The following is a 21,834-nucleotide window of genomic DNA, read 5'->3' as shown; positions in this document are numbered from 1 at the left end:
CGAGAAGCAGCCTGAATTGCCGAAGAACTCGGCCGATCTGGCCCTGACCCGCCTCGACAAATACCGCAACGCGGCCGGCGGCACGCCGACCGCCGATCTGCGCGGGCGCATGCAGAAGACCATGCAGGACAATTGCGCGGTCTACCGCACCGGCGAGACGCTGGAGGAGGGCCACAAGCTGATCCACCAGGTCTGGGCCGGGATCGAGGACATTGCCACCACCGACCGCTCGCTGATCTGGAACTCGGATCTGGTCGAGACGCTGGAATTCGACAACCTGATCACCCAGGCCGTCGTCACCATGGATTCGGCGCTGAACCGGCCGGAAAGCCGCGGCGCCCATGCCCGCGAGGACTATCCCGAGCGCGACGACAAGGACTGGATGAAGCACACCCTGTCCTGGATCGACGACGAGACGCGCAACGTCACGCTCGACGATCGCCCGGTCCACACCTACACGCTCTCGAATGATATCGAGTACATCAAGCCCAAGGCGCGGGTGTACTGAGTGAAGCTATTAGAGTGGCTGGCCGGACTGTGAGATGGAAATAAACTCAGCTCACCTGCTTACGCAGGTAGTTAAAGCAGTTGCTGCGGCCGCTATATCTGCCCGCAGTGTCGATGATGTTGTTTCTGATCTCCGCTTTCTCAGATTTAATGACGACGGCGTTCTCGCATTGATTGATTCCACGTTGAACGGTGATAATCTTCAACCAAAATGTATCGAGGAAGCCCTATCAGATTTCAACGATCACGAGTGGAAAGTTGCCGACGTTGCTGCTCGGCTATTGGATCGTTGCCAGAAGGTATCTAATATTACGCGCGGAGAGCTTGAGTTGATTCATTGGCGCAAACCGCAAGTTCGCCGTGATGTTCAACAAGCTTTGAATGCCTTCGGTCAGAAGAACTTTAAAATCGACGTCGAACGATTGAAACGAATTAGATCATCAATCGTGGATCTCAATCGCGCGGTCGATGAAGCGGAGCACACATTGCTTCATGGGCGCAGGAGCTAAGAATGGCCGAATTCAACCTCCCGCAAAACTCCCGCCTGGTCGAGGGCAAGGCCTGGCCGAAGCCGGCCGGCGCCACGAAGCTGACCGAGTTCAAGGTCTATCGCTGGAACCCGGACGACACCGAGAACCCGCGCACCGACACCTATTTCGTCGACCGCGAGGATTGCGGGCCGATGGTGCTCGACGCGCTGATCTGGATCAAATCCAAGATCGACCCGACGCTGACCTTCCGCCGCTCCTGCCGCGAGGGCATCTGCGGTTCCTGCGCCATGAACATGGACGGCAAGAACGGGCTCGCCTGCACCACCGGCATCGACGAATGCGGCGCGAAAGGCCGGGTCGCGATCTATCCGTTGCCGCATATGCCGGTGATCAAGGACCTGGTGCCGGACCTGACGCAGTTCTACGCCCAGCACGCCTCGGTCGAGCCCTGGCTCCAGACGACGACGCCGGCGCCGGAGAAGGAATGGGCGCAGTCCAAGGGCGACCGCGAGAAGCTCGACGGGCTCTACGAGTGCATCCTCTGCGCCTGCTGCACCACCTCCTGCCCGAGCTACTGGTGGAATGGCGACCGCTATCTCGGCCCGGCCGTGCTGCTGCAGGCCTATCGCTGGCTGATCGACTCCCGCGACGAGGCGACTGGCGAGCGCCTCGACGATCTGGAAGATCCCTTCCGGCTCTATCGCTGCCACACGATCATGAACTGCGCCAATGCCTGCCCGAAGGGTCTCAACCCGGCCAAGGCGATCGCGGAGATCAAGAAGATGATGGTGGCCCGGCAGGTCTGAGCCGGCGCGAACTCTACTGGCGCGGCCGTCCGACGCGACGGCCTGCGCTTCCGGTGCTCACGTACTCAAGAAGATGATGGCGGTCCGGCAGGTCTGAGGCCTATCCGTCATTGCGAGCGCAGCGAAGCAATCCAGCATCGAGCCAGATGGATTCTGGATTGCTTCGTCGCTACGCTTCTCGCAATGACGACGGAACGCTTCGGAAGGGAAGTGATGATCCACTTCGTTTCCGGTGACATCCTCCAGGCTCGCGAGCAGTACATCGCGCAAGGTGTCGCCGCTGGAAATCAGGAAGGTCTCGGAACCGGCCTTGCCTTCAAAATCTCGTCCCGATGGCCGCAAGTCCAGGCCGCTTTCAAGCGCCATGCCCGGCAAGGGCGGTTCAGCGGCGGCGACATCTGGGTCCACCCGCCATTGGAAAACGGTCCAGGCTTCATCTACCTAGCGACACAGCCGGATATGTATCACGCCACGCTGCCCTTCCTTCGGCGCTCGGTCAGGAAGCTGGCGAACTGGGCCAGGGCATCGACGGCCGAATCCATAGCGCTGCCGAAAATCGGGGCCGGACTCGGAAAGCTGTCCTGGTCGGAGGAGGTCAGGCCGCTGCTGATCGAAAGCCTGAGCGATCACCCCTGCGCCTTTGTCGTCTATGAGGACTACAGCCATGAGATGGACGGCGGCAGGTCTTCCTGAGTCCCTGCGCTAAGATCAAGCGCTGCACTTTCCGCAATTCCGCCTTCGATTTCGCCGTTTTCGGCCCTCAATCGATCACGCCCGCGACAAGACGCCGCGCTCTCCTCGTGACGCTAAGTCATTCCAAGAGGGCGAATCATGTCGCAACCCAACGAAAGCAATGCCGAACCACCAGTCCTGCCGCAGGGTTTCATGCCGCGGCGGTTCGGGCGCAGCCCCGGCCTGAAATTCTTCTTCATCGGCTTCCTGGCGCTGCTGCTGCTGATCCCGCTGATGTTCGTCTCGGGGCTGCGCAACGAGCGCTCCGCCACGGCCAATCAGGCGGCGCGCGAGATCGGCGAGGCCTGGGGCCGCGAGCAGGTCGTCGGCGGGCCGGCGCTGCTCGTGCCCTATCTGGTCCCGGCCAAGGTCGCCAATACCGCGCCGACGCGCGAGGTCGCGATCTTCCTGCCGGATGACCTCCAGGCGACCAGCGAGGCCGCGACCGAGATCAGGCGGCGCTCGATCTTCGACACGCCGGTCTATCGCGGCAAGGTCAGTCTGCAGGCGCGCTTCCTGCCGCCCGATTTCAAGTCGATCTCCTCGGACGCCGTGCAGCCGCTCTGGAGCGAGGCGGTGCTCGCCGTCGGCGTCGCCGATGTCCGCGGCCTGAAGAACCGTGCGGCGGCGCAGATCCGCGACGGGGCGGCGATCGAGCTCGAGCCGACCTTCGGCGCCGGAATCCGCGAGGGCAACGGCATCCATGCGGCTCTGCGCGAGGTCGACCTGACCAGGCCGCTGGAGGTGTCGGTCGCGCTCGATCTCAACGGCTCGCGCAGCCTGTCGATCGTCCCGATGGCGAAGAACAGCGCCATCAGGATGAGCTCGAACTGGCAGCATCCGAGTTTCTCCGGCGCGCATCTGCCGGATGACCGGGTGATCGACGCCAGCGGCTTCTCGGCCTCTTGGCGCGTCTCGCATCTGGCGCGCAACCTGCCGCTCGCCTTCAGCTATGACCGGCGCGCCGACATGACCTTTCTGTCGGGCGGCGTCGGTGCCCGCTTCTACCAGCCTGTCGATCTCTACCAGCTCGTCGATCGCGCCATCAAATACGCGGTGCTGTTCGTCGGCGCGGTCTTCCTCGCCGTGTTCGGCCTGGAACTGGTGGCGCGCGACAACCTTCATGCCGTCCAGTACACGCTCGTCGGCTTCGCGCTGGTGCTGTTCTATGTGCTGCTGCTCTCGCTGGCGGAGCATCTCGGCTTCCTCAGAGCCTATCTGGCGGCAGCCGCCGCGACGACCGGGCTGATCGCGCTCTATATCGGTCTCGTCCTGCGCAGCGTCGCGCGCGGCGCCGTGCTCGCGCTGATCCTCGCGACGGGCTACGGGCTGGTCTATGCGCTGCTGAAATCGGAGGATTTCGCCCTGCTCGCGGGCGCGATCGGCGCCTTCGTCGCGCTGGCGACGCTGATGCTGGCCACAGCCAGGGTGAACTGGTCGGGACTCGGGGACGGGATGGCGAGAAGCGTCTCCGGGCCCGCCGCAACGCCCAAGACGCCAGCCTGAGCAGCGTCAGGACAGGTAGCGGCCCGGCGCGAAAGGCGCCGGGTCCGCCAGCGGCTTTTCGCCTGCAACCAGCGCCGCCAGCATCTCGCCCGTCACCGGCCCGGTCGAGAAGCCGATATGCTGATTGCCGAAGGCGAGCCAGAGTCCGGGATGGCGCGGCGCCTCGCCGATCATCGGCAGCGAGTCCGGCAGGGTCGGACGCGAGCCGCGCCAGGTCGTCTCCTCCGTCGGGCCGGCAAGCGGAAAGGCCTCGCGGGCGCTGGGCAGCACCATGTCGATCTGGGCATGGTCGGAGGGCGCGTCGCGGTCGGCGAGCTCGACGCCGCTGGTCAGGCGGTAGCCCTTCTCCATCGGCGTCAGGAAATAATAGCCGTCGACATCGTGGACGGGCCGGCTGAGCTTGCGGCCGTCCTCGGGACGGTAATGCCGGTGATAGCCGCGCTCGACCCCGAGCGGGACCTTGAGGCCGAGCGGGCGCAGCAGGTCGGCGCTCCACGGGCCGAGCGCGACGACGGCGAGATCGGCATCGAGGGCGCCGGCATCGGTCGTGGCACGCCAGCCCTGCGGCGTGGCAGTGAGGCTCGTCGCTGCAGCCTTCACCAGCTTGCCGCCACGGGCGGCGAACAGCGCCGCATAGGCGGTGACGACGGCTTGGGGCCAGTCGACCGAGCCGCTCTCGTGCAGCCACAGCCCGGCAGAAAAGATCGGGTTCAGGTCGGGCTCCAGCCCGGATATGCCCTGCCGGTCGAGGATCTCGGTGCGGAAGCCGTGGTCCTCCAGGAAATCATGCTCGGCCCTGGCCTTTTCGTGGCCCTCGGTGCCGCGCCAGAGCTTCAGCGTGCCGGTCTCGCGCAGGCGGTGACTGACGCCGGCCTCCGCCATCCAGGCCTTGTGCAGGCTCAGGGCCGGTGCGGTCAGGCCTGCGAGTCCGGTGGCGCGGGGGGCAAGCCGCGACGGGCGCGCCTCGGCGAGGAAGCGCAGGATCCAGCCCGGGTTGCGCAGGAGATGGCCGAGCCGGTAGCGGATCGCGGCCGTGTCATTGCGCAGATAGGCGGGCAGGCTCTTCCAGAGCGAGGGATTGTTCAGTGGCTGGATCGAGGACGGGCTGATCACGCCGGCATTGCCATAGGAGGTCTCGCTGCCGGGCTCGCGCCGGTCGATCAGAGTGACCTGAAGCCCGCGCTTCTGCAGGGCGAGCGCGCAGGAGACGCCGACCATGCCGGCGCCGAGGACCAAGGCCGTGCGGGTCATGTCGCTGGTTCTGCCGTGGAAGAATCTGCCGGCAGAGCCGGCGTCTGGAGCCAATGGTCGAGGAAGCCGTCGAGCCAGAGGCGGACGGCGGGATCGTACTGGTACCAGCCGTCGAGATGCTGGTGGCGCAGCTGCGCGCCCGGCATCAGGGTGCGCTCATAGCCGCGCACCGACCAGCGGCACATCATCGCCGGGGTCACTTCGGGGTGGAACTGGACGCCATAGGCTTTTGGGCCGGAGCGGATCGCCTGCACCGGAAAATCGCCGCCGGTGGCGAGGCACTCGGCGCCCGGCGCGCAGTCGAAGCCGTCGCGGTGCCATTGATAGACCGTGCCCGGCCAGGCGACGCCATGCGTCGCCTCCTCAGTGCGGCCGGCCTCGGTCATCAGCAGCGGGTAATAGCCGATCTCGGCCCGGCCCTCGGCATGGGTGTAGACCCTGGCCCCGAGATGGCGCGCCAGCATCTGCGCGCCGAGGCAGATGCCGAGAAAGGGCGCCTCCTCCTTCAGGCAGGTGCCGATCCAGTCGGTCTCGGCCTTGACGTAATCGTAGGGGTCGTTGGCGCTCATCGGGCCGCCGAAGATCACGGCGCCGGCATGCTCGCGCATCGTCTGCGGCAGCGGGTCGCCATAGCGCGGCTTGCGGATGTCGAGCGCATGGCCGCGCGCCGCGAGCAGCCGGCCGACACGGCCGGGCGTCGAATGCTCCTGATGCAGGACGATGAGCACCGGCTTCGGCGCCGGGCCCTTGCGGCGGAGGGCTGCGGGCGTTCGGGTCTTGCGAGCGGCGCGGAAACGAAAGTTCTGGTCGTTCATCACGGGCTTCGGGTTCGCTCACATGCCTGGGTCGCAGCCATAGAGGCGGAGTCCATTCATGCACTGACAATGCGGTTCCAGACGGAACTGGGCAAGCAATTCATGCGCCAGCACCGCATGACGCGCCGGCGCTTTCCGCATGGCGGCGTTCACGATTGGGTCCGGATGCCGGATTATGGTCGATTTCCACCCCACGATCGTGGCCATTGAGGCATCGAGACGACAGGCCAGTGATGAAGGTCGTGATCAGCCATCATGTCGATGCCTCCGAGCCCGACGAACAAGGCTTTCACGACTACCATTACGAGTACGATATCTATCGGTTCTCCTTCGCAGAGCGTTGCTATGTCGTCCGCTCCTATCGCGATCAGCCCGAGCGGGCGGATTTCCTGTCCTGCCAGGAGGGGAGCGAGAGCCGCCTGGTCGGCCCGAGGGACCTGGCTGATCCGCTACTCGCCGGGGCGGTCGACTATCTGCGCGCGGCTGGCAAGACGAGCCTCGAGCGGCTGGGTGCGGAGGGCTATATTCCGCTCGAAGCGCCCTGACGAGCAGAGTGACGGCGCCATAGTCGCTGCGCAGCGGAACAGGCGATCTCTGCCGAAATACCAATGATTAAAGCTTTGATGTGAGGTTCCGCTGCGTTCGAGGGACGAGCCCTGCTTGACTTCCGGTTCGCGTTCGATCATGAGAATGAACGTTCATTCTCATTTCTCGGGATATCTGATTTGCCGCCGCATCTCGCAGCCGCCCTGGCCGACCGTGGCCTGACGGAACGCCGTACCCGCATCCTCGATGCGGCGGAGCGGGTTTTTGCGCGCGGCGGCTTCCATACGACGACGATGAACGACGTCGCGGCCGAGGCTGGGATGAGCCCGGGCAATCTCTACCGCTATTTCGCCTCAAAGGACGCGATCATTGCCGGCATGGCCGAGCGCGACCGGATGGCGATCGCAGAGGATTTCGCGGCGCTGGATCCGGTCAAGGGCGGCCTGCTCGACCAGCTCGAGCGCCTCGGCCGGCGCCATCTCGTCGGGGAGCCGCGCGAAAAGGCGGTCATCGCCCTGCTGATCTGGGCCGAATCCTCCCGCAACCCGGCCATGGCCAGCATGTGCGCCAGCATCGACAGCACCGTCGCCCAGGGCATGAGCGCGGCGGTGGCCGCCGCCAAGGCGAGCGGCGAATTGCCGGCCAATCTCGATGACGGGCGCTTCCTGCAGGCGATCTTCATGATGGCCGACGGATTTTTCTGTGGCCGTGCCGCGGACCCGAATTTCGATACGGAGTCTGCTGCCGAGACCTTGTTCGCCGCCATGCGAGGCTTGGCGCAGGTGCTGCTCCTGCCCGCCTCCGACCGAGCCCAACCATGACCGCTCCGAGAGCTTTTCCCATGTCCCTGCCATCCCTTCCGCGCCTGGCGGCTTTGTCCTGGCTTGCGCTCGTTGCGCTGCCGGCCGTGCCGGCGCTGGCCCAGACGCCGGCCAGCGCAGCCGCCCAGGCCCAGCCTGCCGCCGGCCCCTCGGTCACGGTCACGACCGCCAAGATGGCGGAGATCGTGCAGAGCGTCGTCGTTTCGGGCTCGATGATCGCGCGCGACGAGGTCCTGGTCGCGCCCGAGGTCGACGGGCTGGTGATCGTCGAGTTGCTGGCAGAGGAAGGCGACCGCGTCACTGCGGGCCAGGTGCTGGCGCGGCTGTCGCGCACCACGCTCGAGGTCCAGAAGGCGCAGAACGACGCGCAGATCGCGCGGGCCGAGGCGGCGATCGCCCAGGCCAATGCGCAGATCGTCGAGGCCCAGGCCAATCTCGTCCAGGCCAACAACGCCTTCGACCGGACCAAGGCGCTGCGCAACAGCGGCAATGCCAGCCTGGAGACCTTCGACCAGCGCGACGCGGCCGCACGCTCGGCCAATGCGCGGGTGAACTCGTCGCGCCAGGCGCTGGCGATCACCACGGCCGATCTCGCCCTCGCCAAGGCGCAAGGGCGCGATATCGAGGTGAAGCTCGCCCGCACCGAGATCAAGGCGCCGGCCGCCGGCGTCGTCAGCCGGCGCAGCGCCAAGCTCGGCGCCATGGCGACGCTGGCTGCAGCTGAGCCGCTCTTCCGGATCATCGCCGACGGGGCGATCGAGCTCGAGGCCGAGGTCGCCGAGGTCGAGCTGCCCTCGCTCAAGCCCGGCCAGCGGGTCGCGGTCACCCCTGCGGGCAGCGACAAGGCGCTGGAGGGCGAGATCCGTCTGATCGCGCCGGAGGTCGACAAGGCGTCCCGGCTCGGGCGCCTGCGCGTCTCGCTCAAGGGCAATCCCCCGGTCGCGATCGGCTCCTTCGCGCGCGGCGTGATCGAGACCGGACGCAAGACCAGCATCACCCTGCCGCTCTCGGCGATCACCTACACCCGCGGCGGCGCGACGGTTCAGAGCGTCGCCGACGGCAAGGTCACGACCAAGAAGGTCACGCTCGGGCTCGCCGGCGACGGCCGGGCCGAGATCGCCTCGGGGCTCAACGAAGGCGAGAGCGTGGTGGCGCGCGCCGGCACCTTCGTGCGCGACGGCGACGTGATCACGCCGATCGCGTCGAACTGACGGGGCGCTGGGATGAACATCAACTTCTCGGCCTGGTCGATCCGCAAGCCGGTTCCGGCCATCCTGCTCTTCGTCGTGCTCTGCGTGCTCGGGCTGATGTCCTTCTCGAACCTGCCGGTCACGCGTTTCCCCAATATCGACATCCCGCTGGTCTCGGTGACGGTGACGCAGGCGGGCGCGGCCCCGGCCGAGCTCGAGAGCCAGGTTTCGAAGCGCGTCGAGGACGCGGTCGCCAACATCACCGGCGTCAAGCATGTGATGTCGACGCTCACCGACGGCCAGTCGCAGAGCATCATCGAGTTCCGCCTGGAGACCAATACCGACCGGGCGGTGAACGACGTCAAGGACGCGATCGCCAAGATCAGGGCCGACCTGCCGCGCACGATCGACGAGCCGATCATCCAGCGCATCGATGTCGAGGGCCAGTCGATCCTGACCTATGGCGCCGCCTCGCCCGGCATGACGCTGGAGCAGCTCTCCTGGCATGTCGACGATGTCGTCGCGCGCGAATTGCAGGGGCTGAAGGGCGTCGGCCGCATCGACCGCTATGGCGGCGTCGACCGCGAGATCAGGATCTCGCTCGATCCCGACCGGCTGCTGGCGCTCGGCACCACGGCCGGCGAGGTCAACCGCCAGATCCGTGCCACCAATGTCGATCTCGCCGGCGGGCGCGGCGAGGTCGGCGGCCAGGAACAGGCGATCCGCACGCTCGCCGGGGCGCGCACCGTCGCGGAGCTGGGCGAGACCAAGATCTCGCTGACCGGCGGCCGCGAGGTCCGGCTCAAGGAACTCGGCCGCGTCGAGGATTCCAATTCGGAGCCGCGCTCCTTCGGCCGGCTCGACAAGAGCCCGGTCGTCACCTTCGCGGTGTTCCGTTCGAAGGGCTCGAGCGAGTTGTCGGTCAAGGACGTCGTCGCCGCCAGGGTCGCCGATCTCAACAAGCGCTATCCCGACATCCAGCTCAAGCCGATCGACGACGCGGTCTCCTATACCCATGGCAACTACAAGGCGGCGATGGAGACGCTGCTGGAGGGCGCTGGCCTCGCCGTGCTCGTGGTCTTCCTGTTCCTGAAGAACTGGCGCGCCACGCTGATCACGGCGATCGCGCTGCCGCTCTCGGCGATCCCGACCTTCTGGGCGATGGAGCTGATGGGCTTCTCGCTCAATCTGGTCAGCCTGCTCGGCATTACGCTGGTCACCGGCATCCTGGTCGACGACGCGATCGTCGAGATCGAGAACATCGTGCGCCATATGCGCATGGGCAAATCGCCCTATCGCGCCGCGATGGAGGCGGCCGACGAGATCGGCCTCGCCGTCATCGCGATCACGCTGACCATCGTCGCGATCTTCGCGCCGGTCTCGTTCATGGGCGGCGTCGCCGGGCAGTATTTCCGGCAGTTCGGCCTGACCGTCGCGGTCGCGGTGCTGTTCTCGCTGCTGGTGGCGCGATTGATCACGCCGATGATGGCGGCCTATCTGATGCGGCCGGTCAAGCACGAGGATCCCAAGCCCGGCATGTTCATGCGCGGCTATATCGGCCTGCTCAAGCTCTCGCTTGCGCGCCTGCGGCTTCCGCTGCTGCCGCGCTTCGACGGCTCGGGCCGCTGGCGCAAGCTGCCCTTCAACACGGCCTATCTGACGCTCGTGATCGGCTTCGGCTTCCTCTTCGCCTCGATCGCGGCGACGCAATATCTGCCGACCGGCTTCATTCCCGAGGAGGACACCTCGCGCGTCGTCGCCTCGGTCGAGCTGCCGCCCGGCGCGACGCTGGAGGACACCCGCGTCACCACCGACATCATCACCGACAAGCTGCGCGAGATCCCGGAGGTGACCCAGGTCTTCGTGCTCGGCGGCGCCTCGCCGACCGGCCAGCGCGAGGTTAGGCGCGCCTCCGTCTTCATCATGCTCAAGCCGAAGGCCGAGCGCGACGTCGCCCAGAAGGAGCTCAAGGTCACCATCGCCGAGAAGCTCGCCGCCGTGCCGGACGTGCGCGCCTGGTATGTCAACGAGCGCGGCGAGCGCGAGATGGCCTTCTCGATCCTGTCGAAGGACGGCGACGCGCTCGACGAGGCCGTGGCCCGGATCGAGGCGCGGATGCGCAAGGTCGACGGCTATCTCAACGTCGCCACCGCCGGCTCCCTGAGCCGGCCGGAGCTGCGCGTCACGCCCAAGCTCGAGCAGGCGGCCAATCTCGGCGTCACGCCGGAGGCGATCTCGGAGGCGATCCGCGTCGCGACCATCGGCGATGTCGGCGCCAATCTCGCCAAGTTCAATGCCGGCGACCGGCTGGTGCCGATCCGCGTCCAGCTCGACGAGGCCGCCCGCACCGACATGCGCAACATCGCGGCCTTGCGCGTCACCAACACGGCCGGCGTCTCGATCCCGCTCACTGCCGTTGCCGATATCGGCTTCGGCGAGGGGCCGAGCTCGATCGACCGCTATGACCGCGTCCGCCGCGCCCAGATCGGCGCCGATTTGAAGCGCGGCTTCGAGCTCGGCACGGCGCAGGAGAAATTCCAGGAGATCGTCAAGGAGGTCGGCCTGCCGCAAGGTGTCACCATCGCCGCGACCGGCGACGCCGAGATCCAGGGCGAGGTGGTGCAGGGCTTCATCACGGCGATGACGACCGGGTTGATGCTGGTGCTCGCCGTGCTGATCCTGCTCTTCGGCTCGGTCTTCCAGCCGATCACCATCCTGCTCTCGCTGCCGCTCTCCTTCGGCGGCGTGGTGATCGCGCTGCTCGCGACCCACAACCCGGTCTCGATGCCGGTCTATATCGGGCTCCTGATGCTGATGGGCATCGTCACCAAGAACGCGATCATGCTGGTCGATTTCGCGGTCGAGGAGATCGGGCGCGGCAAGGACCGTTTCACGGCGCTGCTCGAGGCCGGGCGCAAGCGCGCCCGCCCGATCGTGATGACGACGATCGCGATGGCGGCGGGCATGCTGCCCTCGGCCTATGGCGTCGGCGACGGCGGCGAGTTCCGCGCGCCGATGGCGATCGCGGTGATCGGCGGCCTGATCGTCTCGACCGTGCTCTCGCTCGTCTTCGTGCCGTCCTTCTTCATGGTGATGGACGATGCCGGCCGCGGCGTCGCCTGGCTCTTCGGCCGCTTCTTCAGCAAGGCCGAGGACGAGAGTCTGTGGGAGCCGATCCATGGCGAGGAATCGCCCGGCGAAGCCAGCGCCAAGGCGATGAGCGGAAAACTGCCGCCGCCGCGATTGGCGGCGGAGTGAGGAGAGGGTTAGCTCAGGCGCTCGAGCGGGAACGGTGTCGGCTCGTAGAGTGCGTGGAGATCGAGCTTCGCGATGCGTTCGCGCTCCCATTGACGAAGGAGGTCGACGAGCGCCGTCCTGTCACCGGCCTCCAATAGCGGCCGCACAGCCTCCGTCGTCCTGCTCAGGATCGGTCCCCAGTAGCCGTCCGGGCGCTCGATCAACCGCTTGTCCAGCGCCCGGCATTTCTCCAGTGCCGCATCGAGATCTCCCCGCGCGATCTCGACGCGGATTTCAACGTCGGGGCAAGCGGGTAGACGGTTCCCCATCTTGGCGAATTCGGGCTCGGTGGCGAGAAGGTCTACGAAGCCCTCGATGGTCCGGGCAGCCCTGAGGCGGGGCAGGATCTGCTCGTCGATGCAGGCCACGAACAACTCGTGAATGCCGGGCGTCGACCAGAACCAGAGCTGATGCGGGATCGGCAGGAACCACATCTCCCATTCCATGGTGAAACCCGTGCCGAAAGTGGGGCAGAAATGCCAGATCACCCGAAAATGTTCCGCGTTCGAAGTGCGCGAAATGTCGATCCGGCTGATGATGTGATCGATCGGGCGGTGAAAAAGATATGGCCCTTTCTGAAAAAGCTCGTTCCCCGCTCCGGTCACCGGCTTCACGAGCTTGTCGATCTGACGGATTGTCGTCATCTGCTCGGCCTGACCTCTGTCACGATGATCCGACGCACGCTGCCGAAATATCGCCTGACCGCGGCTGCAATTTCCATGGATCGGCCCGGTAACAACCCGGACTTGCCGGTCTTGATATCATAGACGCAGATCGTACCGTCAGGGAGTTGTTCAAAGACATCAACGCGAAGCGAGTCGCGAGTACCGTAGCGCACGCCCCGATCGTCGGCGCCCTCCTTCGCGCTTTTCAGGAACGATCGCTCTGCACGGAAATACGGGTCGCGAAGATCATCGATCTGAAACTTGAGATTCGTGTGGACCGCGGTGCCGTAGACTGCGTCCGATGGATAGTTGCTGCGCGGGCCGGCGACCGTGACAGCGTCGTCGGTGCGGCTGCGCACTTCCGGAAAGCGTGGGCAGGCGCGTTCGACCTCGTCGGGTTTGAGCTGACCGACGAAGCTCGGCTCCAGGCTGGTTGTGCCGGGTGCGTATTCGCGGGCATTGAAGCCGAGGACCGCCTGGAGGTCATCGACCCGATTGCGGGTCGAAAACCAAGTGTACAGCGTCAGTGCAGTCGTGATCGTCGTCTGAGCTGCACCGGGCGCAAATAGGATCGCTGGCGCGAAGGTCTGTTGCACCGTCGCGTCTGGCTCCGGCCCGTTCGGTGTCCACAGCGCGCGGCTCAGGACCTCGCCATCCGGCCCACCGGTACGGATCGTCTGGGTCTGGTCGGAGGTCTCGAAGGTGGTTTTTTCGCCATCGGGCAAAGTGACGGTGTGGCGCTCGTCCCGAGCGTTCGTCTCGCGGGACGCGGCGAATTCGGATTGGATCGAACTGCCATCGCGATTGACGATCTGGCGTTCGGCCAGCGAACCGTCGTCGCGGAAGTCTTCGGTAAAGGACGACCAGGTCTCCTCACCGGTCGAATCGACGGTCGTCGTCGTGTCGGTCGTGGCTTCACCGCCACCGGTGGCCTCGAACCCGAAGCCGAGGTCAAAAAAAGGAGACCCCGAGCCGCTGCCGCCGCCTCCGCTGGTCCATTGCCCGCCATCCGAATTGCCTGCCGGGACGCGCGGCTGGCTGGGATTGTATTTGCGAGAGACCAGGTGGCGCTGAAGCAGGAGGGCCTCGACGCTGGCGAAATTCAGGAGCCAGTCGACTTCTGCGGCTTCGCTGCGCCAATGGGCATTGTCGCTGACGTGAGAGTTCGGCGTGATTGATGGCTGCATGGCGCGCTCCGCAATGGAAGCGCGTTATTCTGAGGGCGTTTCAGGCGACGGGGATAAGTGCGCGCGTCCTACCCCCGCCGCACCAGCAGCACCGCCGCCAGGATCGCGACTCCGCCAAAGGCCTGCGCGGGGCCGGGCTGCTCGGCGAAGAGGGCCCAGGCCGCCAGCACGCTGACCAGAGCCGGCCAGACCATGACCAGCGAGGCGGCGCCGGCGCCGTAATGGCCGAGTGCGAGCGTGATCAGGCCCTGGCCGAGCGCATGCGAGACGAGGCCGAGCGCGGCGACGGCGAGCCAGCCCTGCAGGCTCTGCGGCAGGATCGTCTCGCCGAGCACGAGCGCCGCCGCGAGGCAGAAGACGGCGCAGAGCGCGCTCGAGACCAGGCTGATCAGGCCAGCTTCCGCGAGGTCGCGGGCGCGGCGGATGGCGAGGATATAGCCGGCATAGGCGATGGCCGCGCCGACCGCGAGCGTGTCGCCAAAAATGCCGTTCGCGGCGGCCGGTGTGGCGCTGGCGGCGGCGAGCTGCGGCAGGACCAGCATCAGGCCGCCGGCGACGGCGAGCATCAGCGCGCCGAGCACGCGGCAGGTCGGCGTCTCGCCGAGCAGGAGCCAGGCGGCGAGCACGACCACGACCGGCGAGAGATTGCCGAGCAGCGAGGCGTTGGCGATGGTCGTGAAGCCGAGCGAGGCGTTGTAGAGCGTGACGTCGACGGCGAAGGCGAGGCCGGCGAGCGCGATCGGCCAGAGCGCGCGCGAGCCCAGAGCCGGCGCAAGCCGGTCGCGCCCTTCCAGCGCCGTCCAGGCGGCGAGCACCGGCAGCGCGAAGATCATGCGCCAGAAGCCGGCCGCGGCCGGGCCGACATCGGCATAGCGCACGAAGACGCCGGAGAAGCCGATGCAGGTCGCGCCAAGCAGCAAAGCGAGGAACATCGCGAGGGCCGGCGTCGCCGGGCGGGGCATGGCGAGATCGGGCGTGGTCATCGGAAACGGTCCTTTCGATGCCCTCGATATAGGAAGCTTCCGTCAATCGGAAAAACGGATTATTCTCATTGATCCATTCGGAAAAGCGATGGAGCAAACCATGGCGATCCATTTCGATCTGGCCGCGCTCGACATGCTGGTGACGGTGGCTGAAATGGGCAGCTTCACCGCCGCCAGCGCCCGGCTCGGCCGTACCCAATCGGCGGTCTCGGTGCGCATCCAGGACCTCGAGGCGCAGCTCGGCCAGAAGCTGCTGGAGCGCTCGCGCCGGGGCGTGACGCCGACCGATGCCGGCGAGCGGCTGATCGGCCATGCGAGGCGCCTGCTCACAGTCGAGCGCGAGGCGCTGGACGATCTCGGTGGGCAGGCGGCGAGCGGGCGGCTGCGCGTCGGTGTGCCGGACGATTATGTCGACGCCTATTTGCGCCCGCTGATCGCGCGTTTCGCGGCCGAGCATCCCCGCGTCGAGCTCGAGCTGCGCTGCGACCTGTCGAAGAATATCGAGCCGGCGCTGGCGGCGGGCGAGTTCGACCTCGCGGTGGTGACGCAGGATCCGAAGCGGCCGAAGGGCGAGCTCCTGCGGCGCGAGCCGATGGTCTGGGTCGCGGCGCGCGGCCACCGGCCGGAGCTGCAGGAGACCTTGCCGCTCGCCTTGTTCTCCGAGGGCTGCCGGGCGCGGCCGCGCATCCTGGCGGCGCTGAACGCGGCGGGCCGCGCGCATCGGCTGGTGTTCTCGTCCTCGCATACCTCGGGCGTGATCTCGGCGGTCGAGGCCGGGTTCTGCGTCAGCGCGATCACCGAGAGCGCGGTGCCGCACAGCCTGCGCCGGCTCGGCCCCGCCGACGACCTGCCGCCACTATTCGAGCTTTCGGTCGGGCTGATCATGGGGCCGCAGCCGGGCCTCGCCGCGCGCCGCTTCGCCCAGGCGCTGCGCGACGAGATGGCGGCGCCACGGCTCGCGGCGTGAGGCTTCCTTTGACGGCACGCCGCACCGGAGATCTCTTCCCCACAAGGGGGAAGGGAGGCGTTTCACCGTTCAATGGTCGAGCCCGCATTGCCCTGCCGCGCGCGGGCCACTACTGAGAAGCCATGAAATTCCTCGACCAAGCCAAGATCTATGTGAAGGCCGGTGACGGCGGCGCCGGCTGCGTCTCGTTCCGGCGCGAAAAATTCATCGAGTTCGGCGGGCCCAATGGCGGCGATGGCGGGCGCGGCGGCGATGTCGTGATCGAATGCGTCCAGGGTCTCAACACGCTGATCGACTTCCGCTTCCAGCAGCATTTCAAGGCCAAGATCGGCGAGCACGGCATGGGCAAGGACCGGCATGGCGCCAATGGCCCTGCCGTCGTGCTCAAGGTGCCGCCGGGCACGCAGGTCTTCGACGAGGATGGCGAGACCCTGGTCGCCGACCTGACCGAGCCCGGCCAGCGCTTCGTGCTGTGCAAGGGCGGCAATGGCGGCTTCGGCAACGCCTATTTCAAGACCGCGACCAACCAGGCGCCGCGCCATGCCAATCCAGGCCTGCCCGGCGAGGAGCGCTGGGTCTGGCTGCGCCTCAAGCTGATCGCCGATGCCGGGCTGGTCGGGCTGCCCAATGCCGGTAAATCAACCTTCCTCGCCACGGTGACGGCGGCCAAGCCGAAGATCGCCGATTATCCCTTCACGACGCTGCATCCCGGCCTCGGCGTGGTCCGCGTCGATGCCCGCGAGATGGTGCTCGCCGATATTCCCGGCCTGATCGAGGGCGCGCATGAGGGCCATGGCCTCGGCGACCGGTTCCTTGGCCATGTCGAGCGCTGCCGCGTGCTGCTGCACCTGGTCGAAGGCACGACCGAGCATGCCGGAAAGGCCTACAAGACGGTGCGCCAGGAGCTCGCCGCCTATGGCGAGGGCCTCGCCGAGAAGCCGGAGATCGTGGCGCTGTCGAAGGCCGACGCGCTCTCGCCCGAACTGCTCAAGGAGCAGGTGGCGCGGCTGAAGCGGGCGGCCAAGCGCATGCCGATCGTGCTCTCCTCGGCCTCGGGCCAGGGCGTCGAGGAGGCGCTGCGGGCGCTGTTCGCGATCGTCGAGGCGGCGCGGGCGGATGAGGCGGCCGAGAGCGCGCCGGCGCAGGAGGCCGGCTGGCGGCCGTAAGGCGGACGCCCCAAGAGATCGTAAACCCTCATCACCGGGGCCGCGGCGCAACGCGCTTGCGGGAGGCGCCGGCCTGCCGTCTAACTGGCCGGCCTGACCAGAAGGATGGACCGTCCCGTGATCTCGAAGCTCGTGCCTATCGTCGTCGCCGCCGCGCTGCTCGGCGGAGCGGCCCTCGCGCAGTCGCAGCGTCCCGCTTCCGCCCCGGCGCCTGCCGCGGCACCTCCGGGCGGCGTCTCGCAGCCCGACAACACCACGGCGAGCTATGGCGACTGGGTCTATCGCTGCCAGCAGGGCGTCGGCACGCGGGTCTGCGAGATCGTGCAGACCTTGCAGGTCCAGGGCCAGCGCGGGCCGGCGGCCCTGATCGCGCTCGGCCGGCCGGTGCGCAGCGAGCCCTACAAGCTCGTCGTGCAGGTGCCGCCCAATGTCACGCTCGGAGGCAATGCCGGGGTGCGCGTCGCGCTCGGCGAGAAGGACGAGGGCGTGCTCGCCGGCTTCCAGCGCTGCCTGCCGGGCGGCTGCTTCGCCGAGATCGGCGTCAGCGAGGACCTGCTGAAGCGCTGGCGCGCGGCGAGCGATGCCGGCCAGCTGCGCTATCAGGATGCCGGCAACCGCAGCGTCGCGCTGCCCTTCTCCTTCCGCGGCTTCACCGCGGCCTCGGACGCGCTCGCGCGCGAGCCCTGAGCGCGGGGTCGCCGTTAGGCGCGCCTAACCTGCCGAAGGGCGATCGCGAACGAAAAGCGACGTCTCCTTGCCAAGGAACTGCACCGTCCGATCGAAGCGGAAGCCGCCACGGCGCGCGACTTTGACGGACGGATCGTTCTCCGGCGCGATCAGGCAGACCGAGCGGCTGTGCGAGGTGCGTTCGTCGAGCCAGTCGAGCGCGGCGCCGAGCGCCTCGCCGGCAAAGCCCTGCCCATGCGCCCATCCGGCGAGAACCCAGCCGGCTTCCGGCAGGCCGCGGAGCGACGGCGTGACCGGGCGGTAAAAATCCGCGAAACCGAGATCGCCGACGAAGCGGCCGCTGCGTTTCTCGGTCAGGGCCCAATAGCCATAGCCCAGAAGCGGCCAGAGACCGCGATAGCGCAGCAGCCGGGCCCAGCTCTCCTGGGGCGTGGATGGCGCCCCGATGTAACGGGTGACGGCCTCGTCGGCCCACATGTCCGCGAGGTGCTCGAACTGGTCGAGGCGATGCAGATCGAGGATGAGGCGCTCGGTCTCGATGCGAATGGCTTCAGCTCTCCGCGAATTGCAGCCGGTGCAGGCGGGCATAGGTGCCGTCGCGCGCGATCAGCGCGTCATGGCTGCCGGTCTCGACGATGCGGCCCTCCTCGAGCACGACGATGAGATCGGCCTCGCGCACGGTCGAGAGCCGATGCGCGATGACGAGCGTCGTGCGGTGCTTCATCAGCCGCGCCAGCGCCTGCTGGACGAGCCGCTCCGATTCGGTGTCGAGGGCGCTGGTCGCCTCGTCGAGCAGCAGGATCGGCGCGTCCTTGAGGATGGCGCGGGCGATGGCGACGCGCTGGCGCTCGCCGCCCGAGAGCTTTGCGCCGCGCTCGCCGACCTGCGAATCATAGCCCTCCGGCATCGCCATGATGAAGTCATGCGCGGCGGCGTCCTTGGCGGCGGCGATGATCTCCGCCTCGCTCGCATCCGGCCGGCCGAAGGCGATATTGGCGCGCACCGTGTCGTCGAAGAGCACGACATCCTGGCTGACCACGCCGATCTGGCTGCGCAGGCTGGCCAGCGTGACGTCGCGCAGGTCCTGCCCGTCGATCTCGATGCGGCCCTCATTCGGGTCGTAGAGGCGCGGCGCCAGCGCGAGCAAGGTCGACTTGCCGGAGCCAGAGCGGCCGACCAGCGCGGTGGTCTTGCCACCCTCGGCGACGAGCTCGATGCCTTCGAGCGCGCGGGCATCATCGCGATAACGGAAGCGCAAATGGCGGAAGGCGATCTCGCCGGCACTGACCGCGAGCGGCTTCGCGTCGGGGCGCTGCGTGATCAGCGGCTTCTCGTCGATCAGCGCGTAATAGCGCTTCAGCGAGGCGCCGGCCTCCTGGACGATGGCGTTGAGGTTGCCGAGCGAGCGCATCGGCTGCGCCGCCAGCAGCAGGGCCGAGACATAGCCGGTGAAATCGCCGACCGTCGAGCCGCCCGAGGTGATGCGCACGCCGATCGCGGCGAGCACGCCGGCGACCGCGATGCCGCCAGCGACCTCGAGCAGCGGGTCGAGCCGGCCGCGCGCATTGGCGGCCTTCATCTTCAGCGTGCGGATGGTCTCGAAGGCGGCGGCGGCGCGGGTCTTGAGATAGGGCTCGAGCGAATCGGTCTTGGCGACGCGGGCGCCCTGCAGGCTTTCGGTGACGAGGCTCGCCATGATGCCGGTCTGCTCCTGCTGCGACATCGCCATGCGGCGCAGCTTCTTGCCGATCCGGCCGATCGGGCGCGCCACGAGCGGGGCGATCAGGAGCACGACCAGCGTCATTTGCCAGTCGATCCAGAGCATGGCGCCGACCAGCGCGATCGCGGTCAGGACATCGCGCACGGCGATGTTGATCAGCCGGGTCAGCGCCTCCTTGACGAAGGTGAAATCGGTGGTGAAGCGCTGGGTCAGCGAGGCGGGGTTCTCCCGCTGCAGCTGCGCCAGGTCGGCGTCGATCAGATGCGCATAGAGCGCGGTCTGCATGTCGGCCTCGATGCGGCTGACGACGCTGTTGGTCATCACGGTCTGGGCCAGAAGGGAAAAGCCCTTGATCGCGGTGACGATGACCACGACGGTCGCGACCGCGTTGACCACGCCGATCTGGAAGCCGATCGATTTCGAGACCAGCCGCTCCATGCGCCGCACGAAGCCGGTCGCCTCGGCCGTCAGCGGGTCGGCGAAGGCATCGAAGGCCGCCTTGATCAGCAGGGGATAGAAGCTCGTCGTCGCCGCGATGACGACGACGAGCGCCAGGATCATCGCCATTTGCGGCATGTAGGCGCTGATGCGCTCGCGCCAGACGCGGGCGAAGAGCGCGAAGGTGTCGTCGGTGACGCGGCCGATCTTCATGCGGCGGGGCCTAACATGGCCGCTCGCGATGCGCTACTGGCGGAGCGGGCGGGCCGCCGCGCCCCGGCCGGTCTTGCTTGCGACACGAAGCTGGCGTCCGATGGCCATAGTGATTCAGGAGATGTCGAGAGCCCATGCCCCTATCCCCTCCGGCCCAGCCCGGCCAGAGCTTCGCCGAGATCGACACGCCCGCGCTGGTTCTCGATCTCGATGCCTTCGAGCGCAACCTCGTCGCCATGGCCGCCTTCACCCAGGCCCATGGCGTGCGCCACCGTCCCCACGCCAAGACCCATAAGAGTCCCGATATCGCGCTGCTGCAGATGGCGCATGGCGCGGTCGGCCAATGCGTCCAGAAGGTCGCCGAGGCGGAGATCCTGGTCGCCGGCGGCGTCACCGACGTGCTGGTCACCAACGAGATCGTCGGGCCGGCCAAGCTCGACCGGCTTGCCAGGCTGGCGCGGCATGCGCGGATCGGGCTCTGCGTCGACCATCCCGAGGGCGTGCGCGAAGCGGCGGAAGCCGCGGCGCGGCACGACGTCATGCTCGACATCCTGGTCGAGCTCGATATCGGCGGCCGGCGCTGCGGCGTCGCGGTCGGCGAGGCGGTCAGGATCGCCGAGGCCGTTGCGCGCAGCAACACGCTGCGCTTTTCCGGCCTCCAGGCCTATCATGGCTCGGCCCAGCACATGCGCTCGATCGACGAGCGGCGTGAGGCGATCGAGCGGGCGGGCCTGCTCACCCGCAACGCGGTCGAGCGGCTGATGCAGGCCGGGCTCAATTGCGAGATCGTCAGCGGTGCCGGCACCGGGACCTTCGAGCTCGAGAGCCAGTCCGGGATCTGGAACGAGATCCAGGCCGGCTCCTATATCTTCATGGACGCCGATTATGCCCGCAACCGCCAGGCCGACGGCACGCCGTTCCGGACCTTCGAGCATGCGCTCTTCGTGCTCGCCGGCGTGATGAGCAAGCCGGTGCCCGATCGCGCCATCGTCGATGCCGGCCACAAGGCGGCGGCGGTCGATTCCGGCATGCCGGTGCCGTTCCAGCGTGACGGCGTGATCTACGTCAAACCGTCGGACGAGCATGGCGTGCTGACCGGCGACCCGATCGCGCTGCCGCATCGCGGCGACCGGCTGCTGCTGGTGCCGGGCCATTGCGACCCGACGGTCAATCTGCACGACTGGTATGTCGGGGTGCGCGGCCTGCACGGGCCGGATGCCCATGTCGAGACGCTCTGGCCGGTGGCGGGGCGCGGCGCCCTGACCTGAGGGCGTTCGGGTTGAACGGAGTCTCGCGCCAAAATCCCCGCCGGCTGGTGCCGCGAGGGTTTTGCTGGTCGCTTGCGGATCCGAGGGGATGCGCGGGACGAGATGGCGTCGCAGCCTGACGCCGCGTGTCGATGTCGATGTCGAGATGTCGAGGCAGCGCCGCTGGGCCGCCACCTCGTCCCGCGCGCGGTTCTCTATGACCCGTCCGTCCGGCGGCCTGGCAGGCCTCCCGGGCGCAAGCCCGGCGACGGACGGGCCTCCGCCGCCACGACCCGCGACGGTCGTGGCTGACGGACACCGCCACTCCGCCCGGCCGCACGATGCCTCGCGACAGCCCCCTTGGTCGGGCGGAGCGAGGCGAAGAATAAGGGCGTTCGAGACAGCGGGGATAAGCGGGCGCGGCTATCCCCGGCGGTGGGAGCACGGCGCGGGGAACCCTCTCCCGGAGGGAGAGGGTAGGGTGAGGGGTAGGCCCCTGGACCCGTTGCGCGAGCCCTCACCGCGGCGAGGCTCAGGCCAACGATCTCGGGCCTGCACCTCACCCCTACCCCTCTCCTTCCCGGAGAGGGGTTCCCGCG

At 67.5% G+C, this 21,834-nt stretch carries 20 protein-coding genes and 1 pseudogene; 13 read left to right on the top strand and 8 right to left on the bottom strand.

Annotated elements, in window-relative coordinates; all coding sequences use genetic code 11:
• The 5 genes and pseudogenes from ACTIF2_RS26945 to creD form a co-directional block, all read left to right on the top strand.
• Window positions 1–508 (top strand): annotated as a pseudogene (locus ACTIF2_RS26945) (succinate dehydrogenase/fumarate reductase flavoprotein subunit); the annotation flags it as partial.
• Window positions 509–542: 34 nt separating this feature from the next.
• Window positions 543–1,016 carry a hypothetical protein gene (locus ACTIF2_RS26940; RefSeq protein ID WP_439500222.1) on the top strand — a complete coding sequence of 158 codons (474 nt, stop codon included), beginning with the start codon at window positions 543–545 and terminating at the stop codon, window positions 1,014–1,016.
• Window positions 1,017–1,018: 2 nt separating this feature from the next.
• The gene (locus ACTIF2_RS26935; protein ID WP_439500221.1) at window positions 1,019–1,804 is read left to right on the top strand and encodes a succinate dehydrogenase iron-sulfur subunit; all 786 of its coding nucleotides are present in this window, start codon (window positions 1,019–1,021) and stop codon (window positions 1,802–1,804) included.
• 213 nt (window positions 1,805–2,017) lie between these two features.
• Window positions 2,018–2,497: a macro domain-containing protein gene (locus tag ACTIF2_RS26930; protein WP_439500220.1), complete on the top strand. Its 480-nt coding sequence runs from the start codon at window positions 2,018–2,020 to the stop codon at window positions 2,495–2,497.
• Window positions 2,498–2,635: 138 nt separating this feature from the next.
• The gene (gene creD / locus ACTIF2_RS26925) at window positions 2,636–4,042 is read left to right on the top strand and encodes a cell envelope integrity protein CreD (protein WP_439500219.1); all 1,407 of its coding nucleotides are present in this window, start codon (window positions 2,636–2,638) and stop codon (window positions 4,040–4,042) included.
• A 6-nt stretch (window positions 4,043–4,048) separates the two neighbouring features.
• Here the strand turns inward: creD and ACTIF2_RS26920 are convergent, their stop codons facing one another.
• The 3 genes from ACTIF2_RS26920 to ACTIF2_RS26910 are packed head-to-tail and all read right to left on the bottom strand — an operon-like array spanning window position 4,049 to window position 6,315.
• The gene (locus ACTIF2_RS26920) at window positions 4,049–5,293 is read right to left on the bottom strand and encodes an NAD(P)/FAD-dependent oxidoreductase (RefSeq protein ID WP_439500218.1); all 1,245 of its coding nucleotides are present in this window, start codon (window positions 5,291–5,293) and stop codon (window positions 4,049–4,051) included.
• Window positions 5,290–6,108, bottom strand: coding sequence for a glutamine amidotransferase (locus tag ACTIF2_RS26915; RefSeq protein ID WP_439500217.1), 819 nt, complete (start codon window positions 6,106–6,108; stop codon window positions 5,290–5,292). Before ACTIF2_RS26915 ends, ACTIF2_RS26920 begins: the two co-directional genes overlap by 4 nt.
• Before the next feature lie 18 nt (window positions 6,109–6,126).
• On the bottom strand, window positions 6,127–6,315 hold the full coding sequence (locus tag ACTIF2_RS26910) for a hypothetical protein (RefSeq protein ID WP_439500216.1): 189 nt from the start codon (window positions 6,313–6,315) through the stop codon (window positions 6,127–6,129).
• Between the two features lie 26 nt (window positions 6,316–6,341).
• Here ACTIF2_RS26910 and ACTIF2_RS26905 point away from each other — a divergent pair, with 26 nt between their 5' ends.
• From ACTIF2_RS26905 to ACTIF2_RS26890, 4 genes are all read left to right on the top strand, one after another.
• Complete coding sequence (locus tag ACTIF2_RS26905; RefSeq protein ID WP_439500215.1) at window positions 6,342–6,653, top strand: hypothetical protein; 312 nt, start codon at window positions 6,342–6,344, stop codon at window positions 6,651–6,653.
• 180 nt (window positions 6,654–6,833) lie between these two features.
• Window positions 6,834–7,475, top strand: a complete 642-nt coding sequence (locus ACTIF2_RS26900) for a TetR/AcrR family transcriptional regulator (RefSeq protein WP_439500214.1) — start codon at window positions 6,834–6,836, stop codon at window positions 7,473–7,475.
• A gap of 20 nt (window positions 7,476–7,495) precedes the next feature.
• Window positions 7,496–8,686 (top strand): efflux RND transporter periplasmic adaptor subunit, encoded by a 1,191-nt coding sequence (locus tag ACTIF2_RS26895; RefSeq protein ID WP_439500213.1) that lies wholly within the window; start codon window positions 7,496–7,498, stop codon window positions 8,684–8,686.
• A 12-nt stretch (window positions 8,687–8,698) separates the two neighbouring features.
• Window positions 8,699–11,923 carry an efflux RND transporter permease subunit gene (locus ACTIF2_RS26890; RefSeq protein WP_439500212.1) on the top strand — a complete coding sequence of 1,075 codons (3,225 nt, stop codon included), beginning with the start codon at window positions 8,699–8,701 and terminating at the stop codon, window positions 11,921–11,923.
• An 8-nt stretch (window positions 11,924–11,931) separates the two neighbouring features.
• Here ACTIF2_RS26890 and ACTIF2_RS26885 read toward each other — a convergent pair whose 3' ends face one another.
• The 3 genes from ACTIF2_RS26885 to ACTIF2_RS26875 form a co-directional block, all read right to left on the bottom strand.
• On the bottom strand, window positions 11,932–12,576 hold the full coding sequence (locus ACTIF2_RS26885) for a hypothetical protein (protein ID WP_439500211.1): 645 nt from the start codon (window positions 12,574–12,576) through the stop codon (window positions 11,932–11,934).
• A gap of 26 nt (window positions 12,577–12,602) precedes the next feature.
• Window positions 12,603–13,814, bottom strand: coding sequence for a hypothetical protein (locus ACTIF2_RS26880; protein ID WP_439500210.1), 1,212 nt, complete (start codon window positions 13,812–13,814; stop codon window positions 12,603–12,605).
• A 68-nt stretch (window positions 13,815–13,882) separates the two neighbouring features.
• The gene (locus ACTIF2_RS26875; protein WP_439500209.1) at window positions 13,883–14,797 is read right to left on the bottom strand and encodes a DMT family transporter; all 915 of its coding nucleotides are present in this window, start codon (window positions 14,795–14,797) and stop codon (window positions 13,883–13,885) included.
• 100 nt (window positions 14,798–14,897) lie between these two features.
• Here ACTIF2_RS26875 and ACTIF2_RS26870 point away from each other — a divergent pair, with 100 nt between their 5' ends.
• The 3 genes from ACTIF2_RS26870 (at window position 14,898) to ACTIF2_RS26860 (ending at window position 17,617) form a co-directional block, all read left to right on the top strand.
• A complete protein-coding gene (locus ACTIF2_RS26870; RefSeq protein ID WP_439500208.1) occupies window positions 14,898–15,764 on the top strand; it encodes a LysR family transcriptional regulator in 867 nt (288 codons plus the stop codon).
• Between the two features lie 122 nt (window positions 15,765–15,886).
• On the top strand, window positions 15,887–16,930 hold the full coding sequence (gene obgE / locus ACTIF2_RS26865; RefSeq protein ID WP_439500207.1) for a GTPase ObgE: 1,044 nt from the start codon (window positions 15,887–15,889) through the stop codon (window positions 16,928–16,930).
• Window positions 16,931–17,047: 117 nt separating this feature from the next.
• Window positions 17,048–17,617: an invasion associated locus B family protein gene (locus tag ACTIF2_RS26860; protein WP_439500206.1), complete on the top strand. Its 570-nt coding sequence runs from the start codon at window positions 17,048–17,050 to the stop codon at window positions 17,615–17,617.
• Between the two features lie 24 nt (window positions 17,618–17,641).
• Here ACTIF2_RS26860 and ACTIF2_RS26855 read toward each other — a convergent pair whose 3' ends face one another.
• Together ACTIF2_RS26855 and ACTIF2_RS26850 are read right to left on the bottom strand one after the other, a co-directional pair.
• A complete protein-coding gene (locus tag ACTIF2_RS26855) occupies window positions 17,642–18,205 on the bottom strand; it encodes a GNAT family N-acetyltransferase (RefSeq protein WP_439500205.1) in 564 nt (187 codons plus the stop codon).
• On the bottom strand, window positions 18,168–19,988 hold the full coding sequence (locus tag ACTIF2_RS26850) for an ABC transporter ATP-binding protein (protein WP_439500204.1): 1,821 nt from the start codon (window positions 19,986–19,988) through the stop codon (window positions 18,168–18,170). The genes ACTIF2_RS26855 and ACTIF2_RS26850 overlap by 38 nt, the downstream gene beginning before the upstream one ends.
• A 134-nt stretch (window positions 19,989–20,122) precedes the next feature.
• Here ACTIF2_RS26850 and ACTIF2_RS26845 point away from each other — a divergent pair, with 134 nt between their 5' ends.
• A complete protein-coding gene (locus ACTIF2_RS26845; RefSeq protein ID WP_439500203.1) occupies window positions 20,123–21,256 on the top strand; it encodes a DSD1 family PLP-dependent enzyme in 1,134 nt (377 codons plus the stop codon).
• Window positions 21,257–21,834 lie beyond the last annotated feature (578 nt).

This window comes from Allobosea sp. (assembly GCF_051860145.1).
Taxonomy (GTDB): Bacteria; Pseudomonadota; Alphaproteobacteria; order Rhizobiales; family Beijerinckiaceae; genus Allobosea.
Note: the sequence above shows the minus strand (reverse complement) of the source record. Positions and strands in the feature narration are given on the sequence as shown.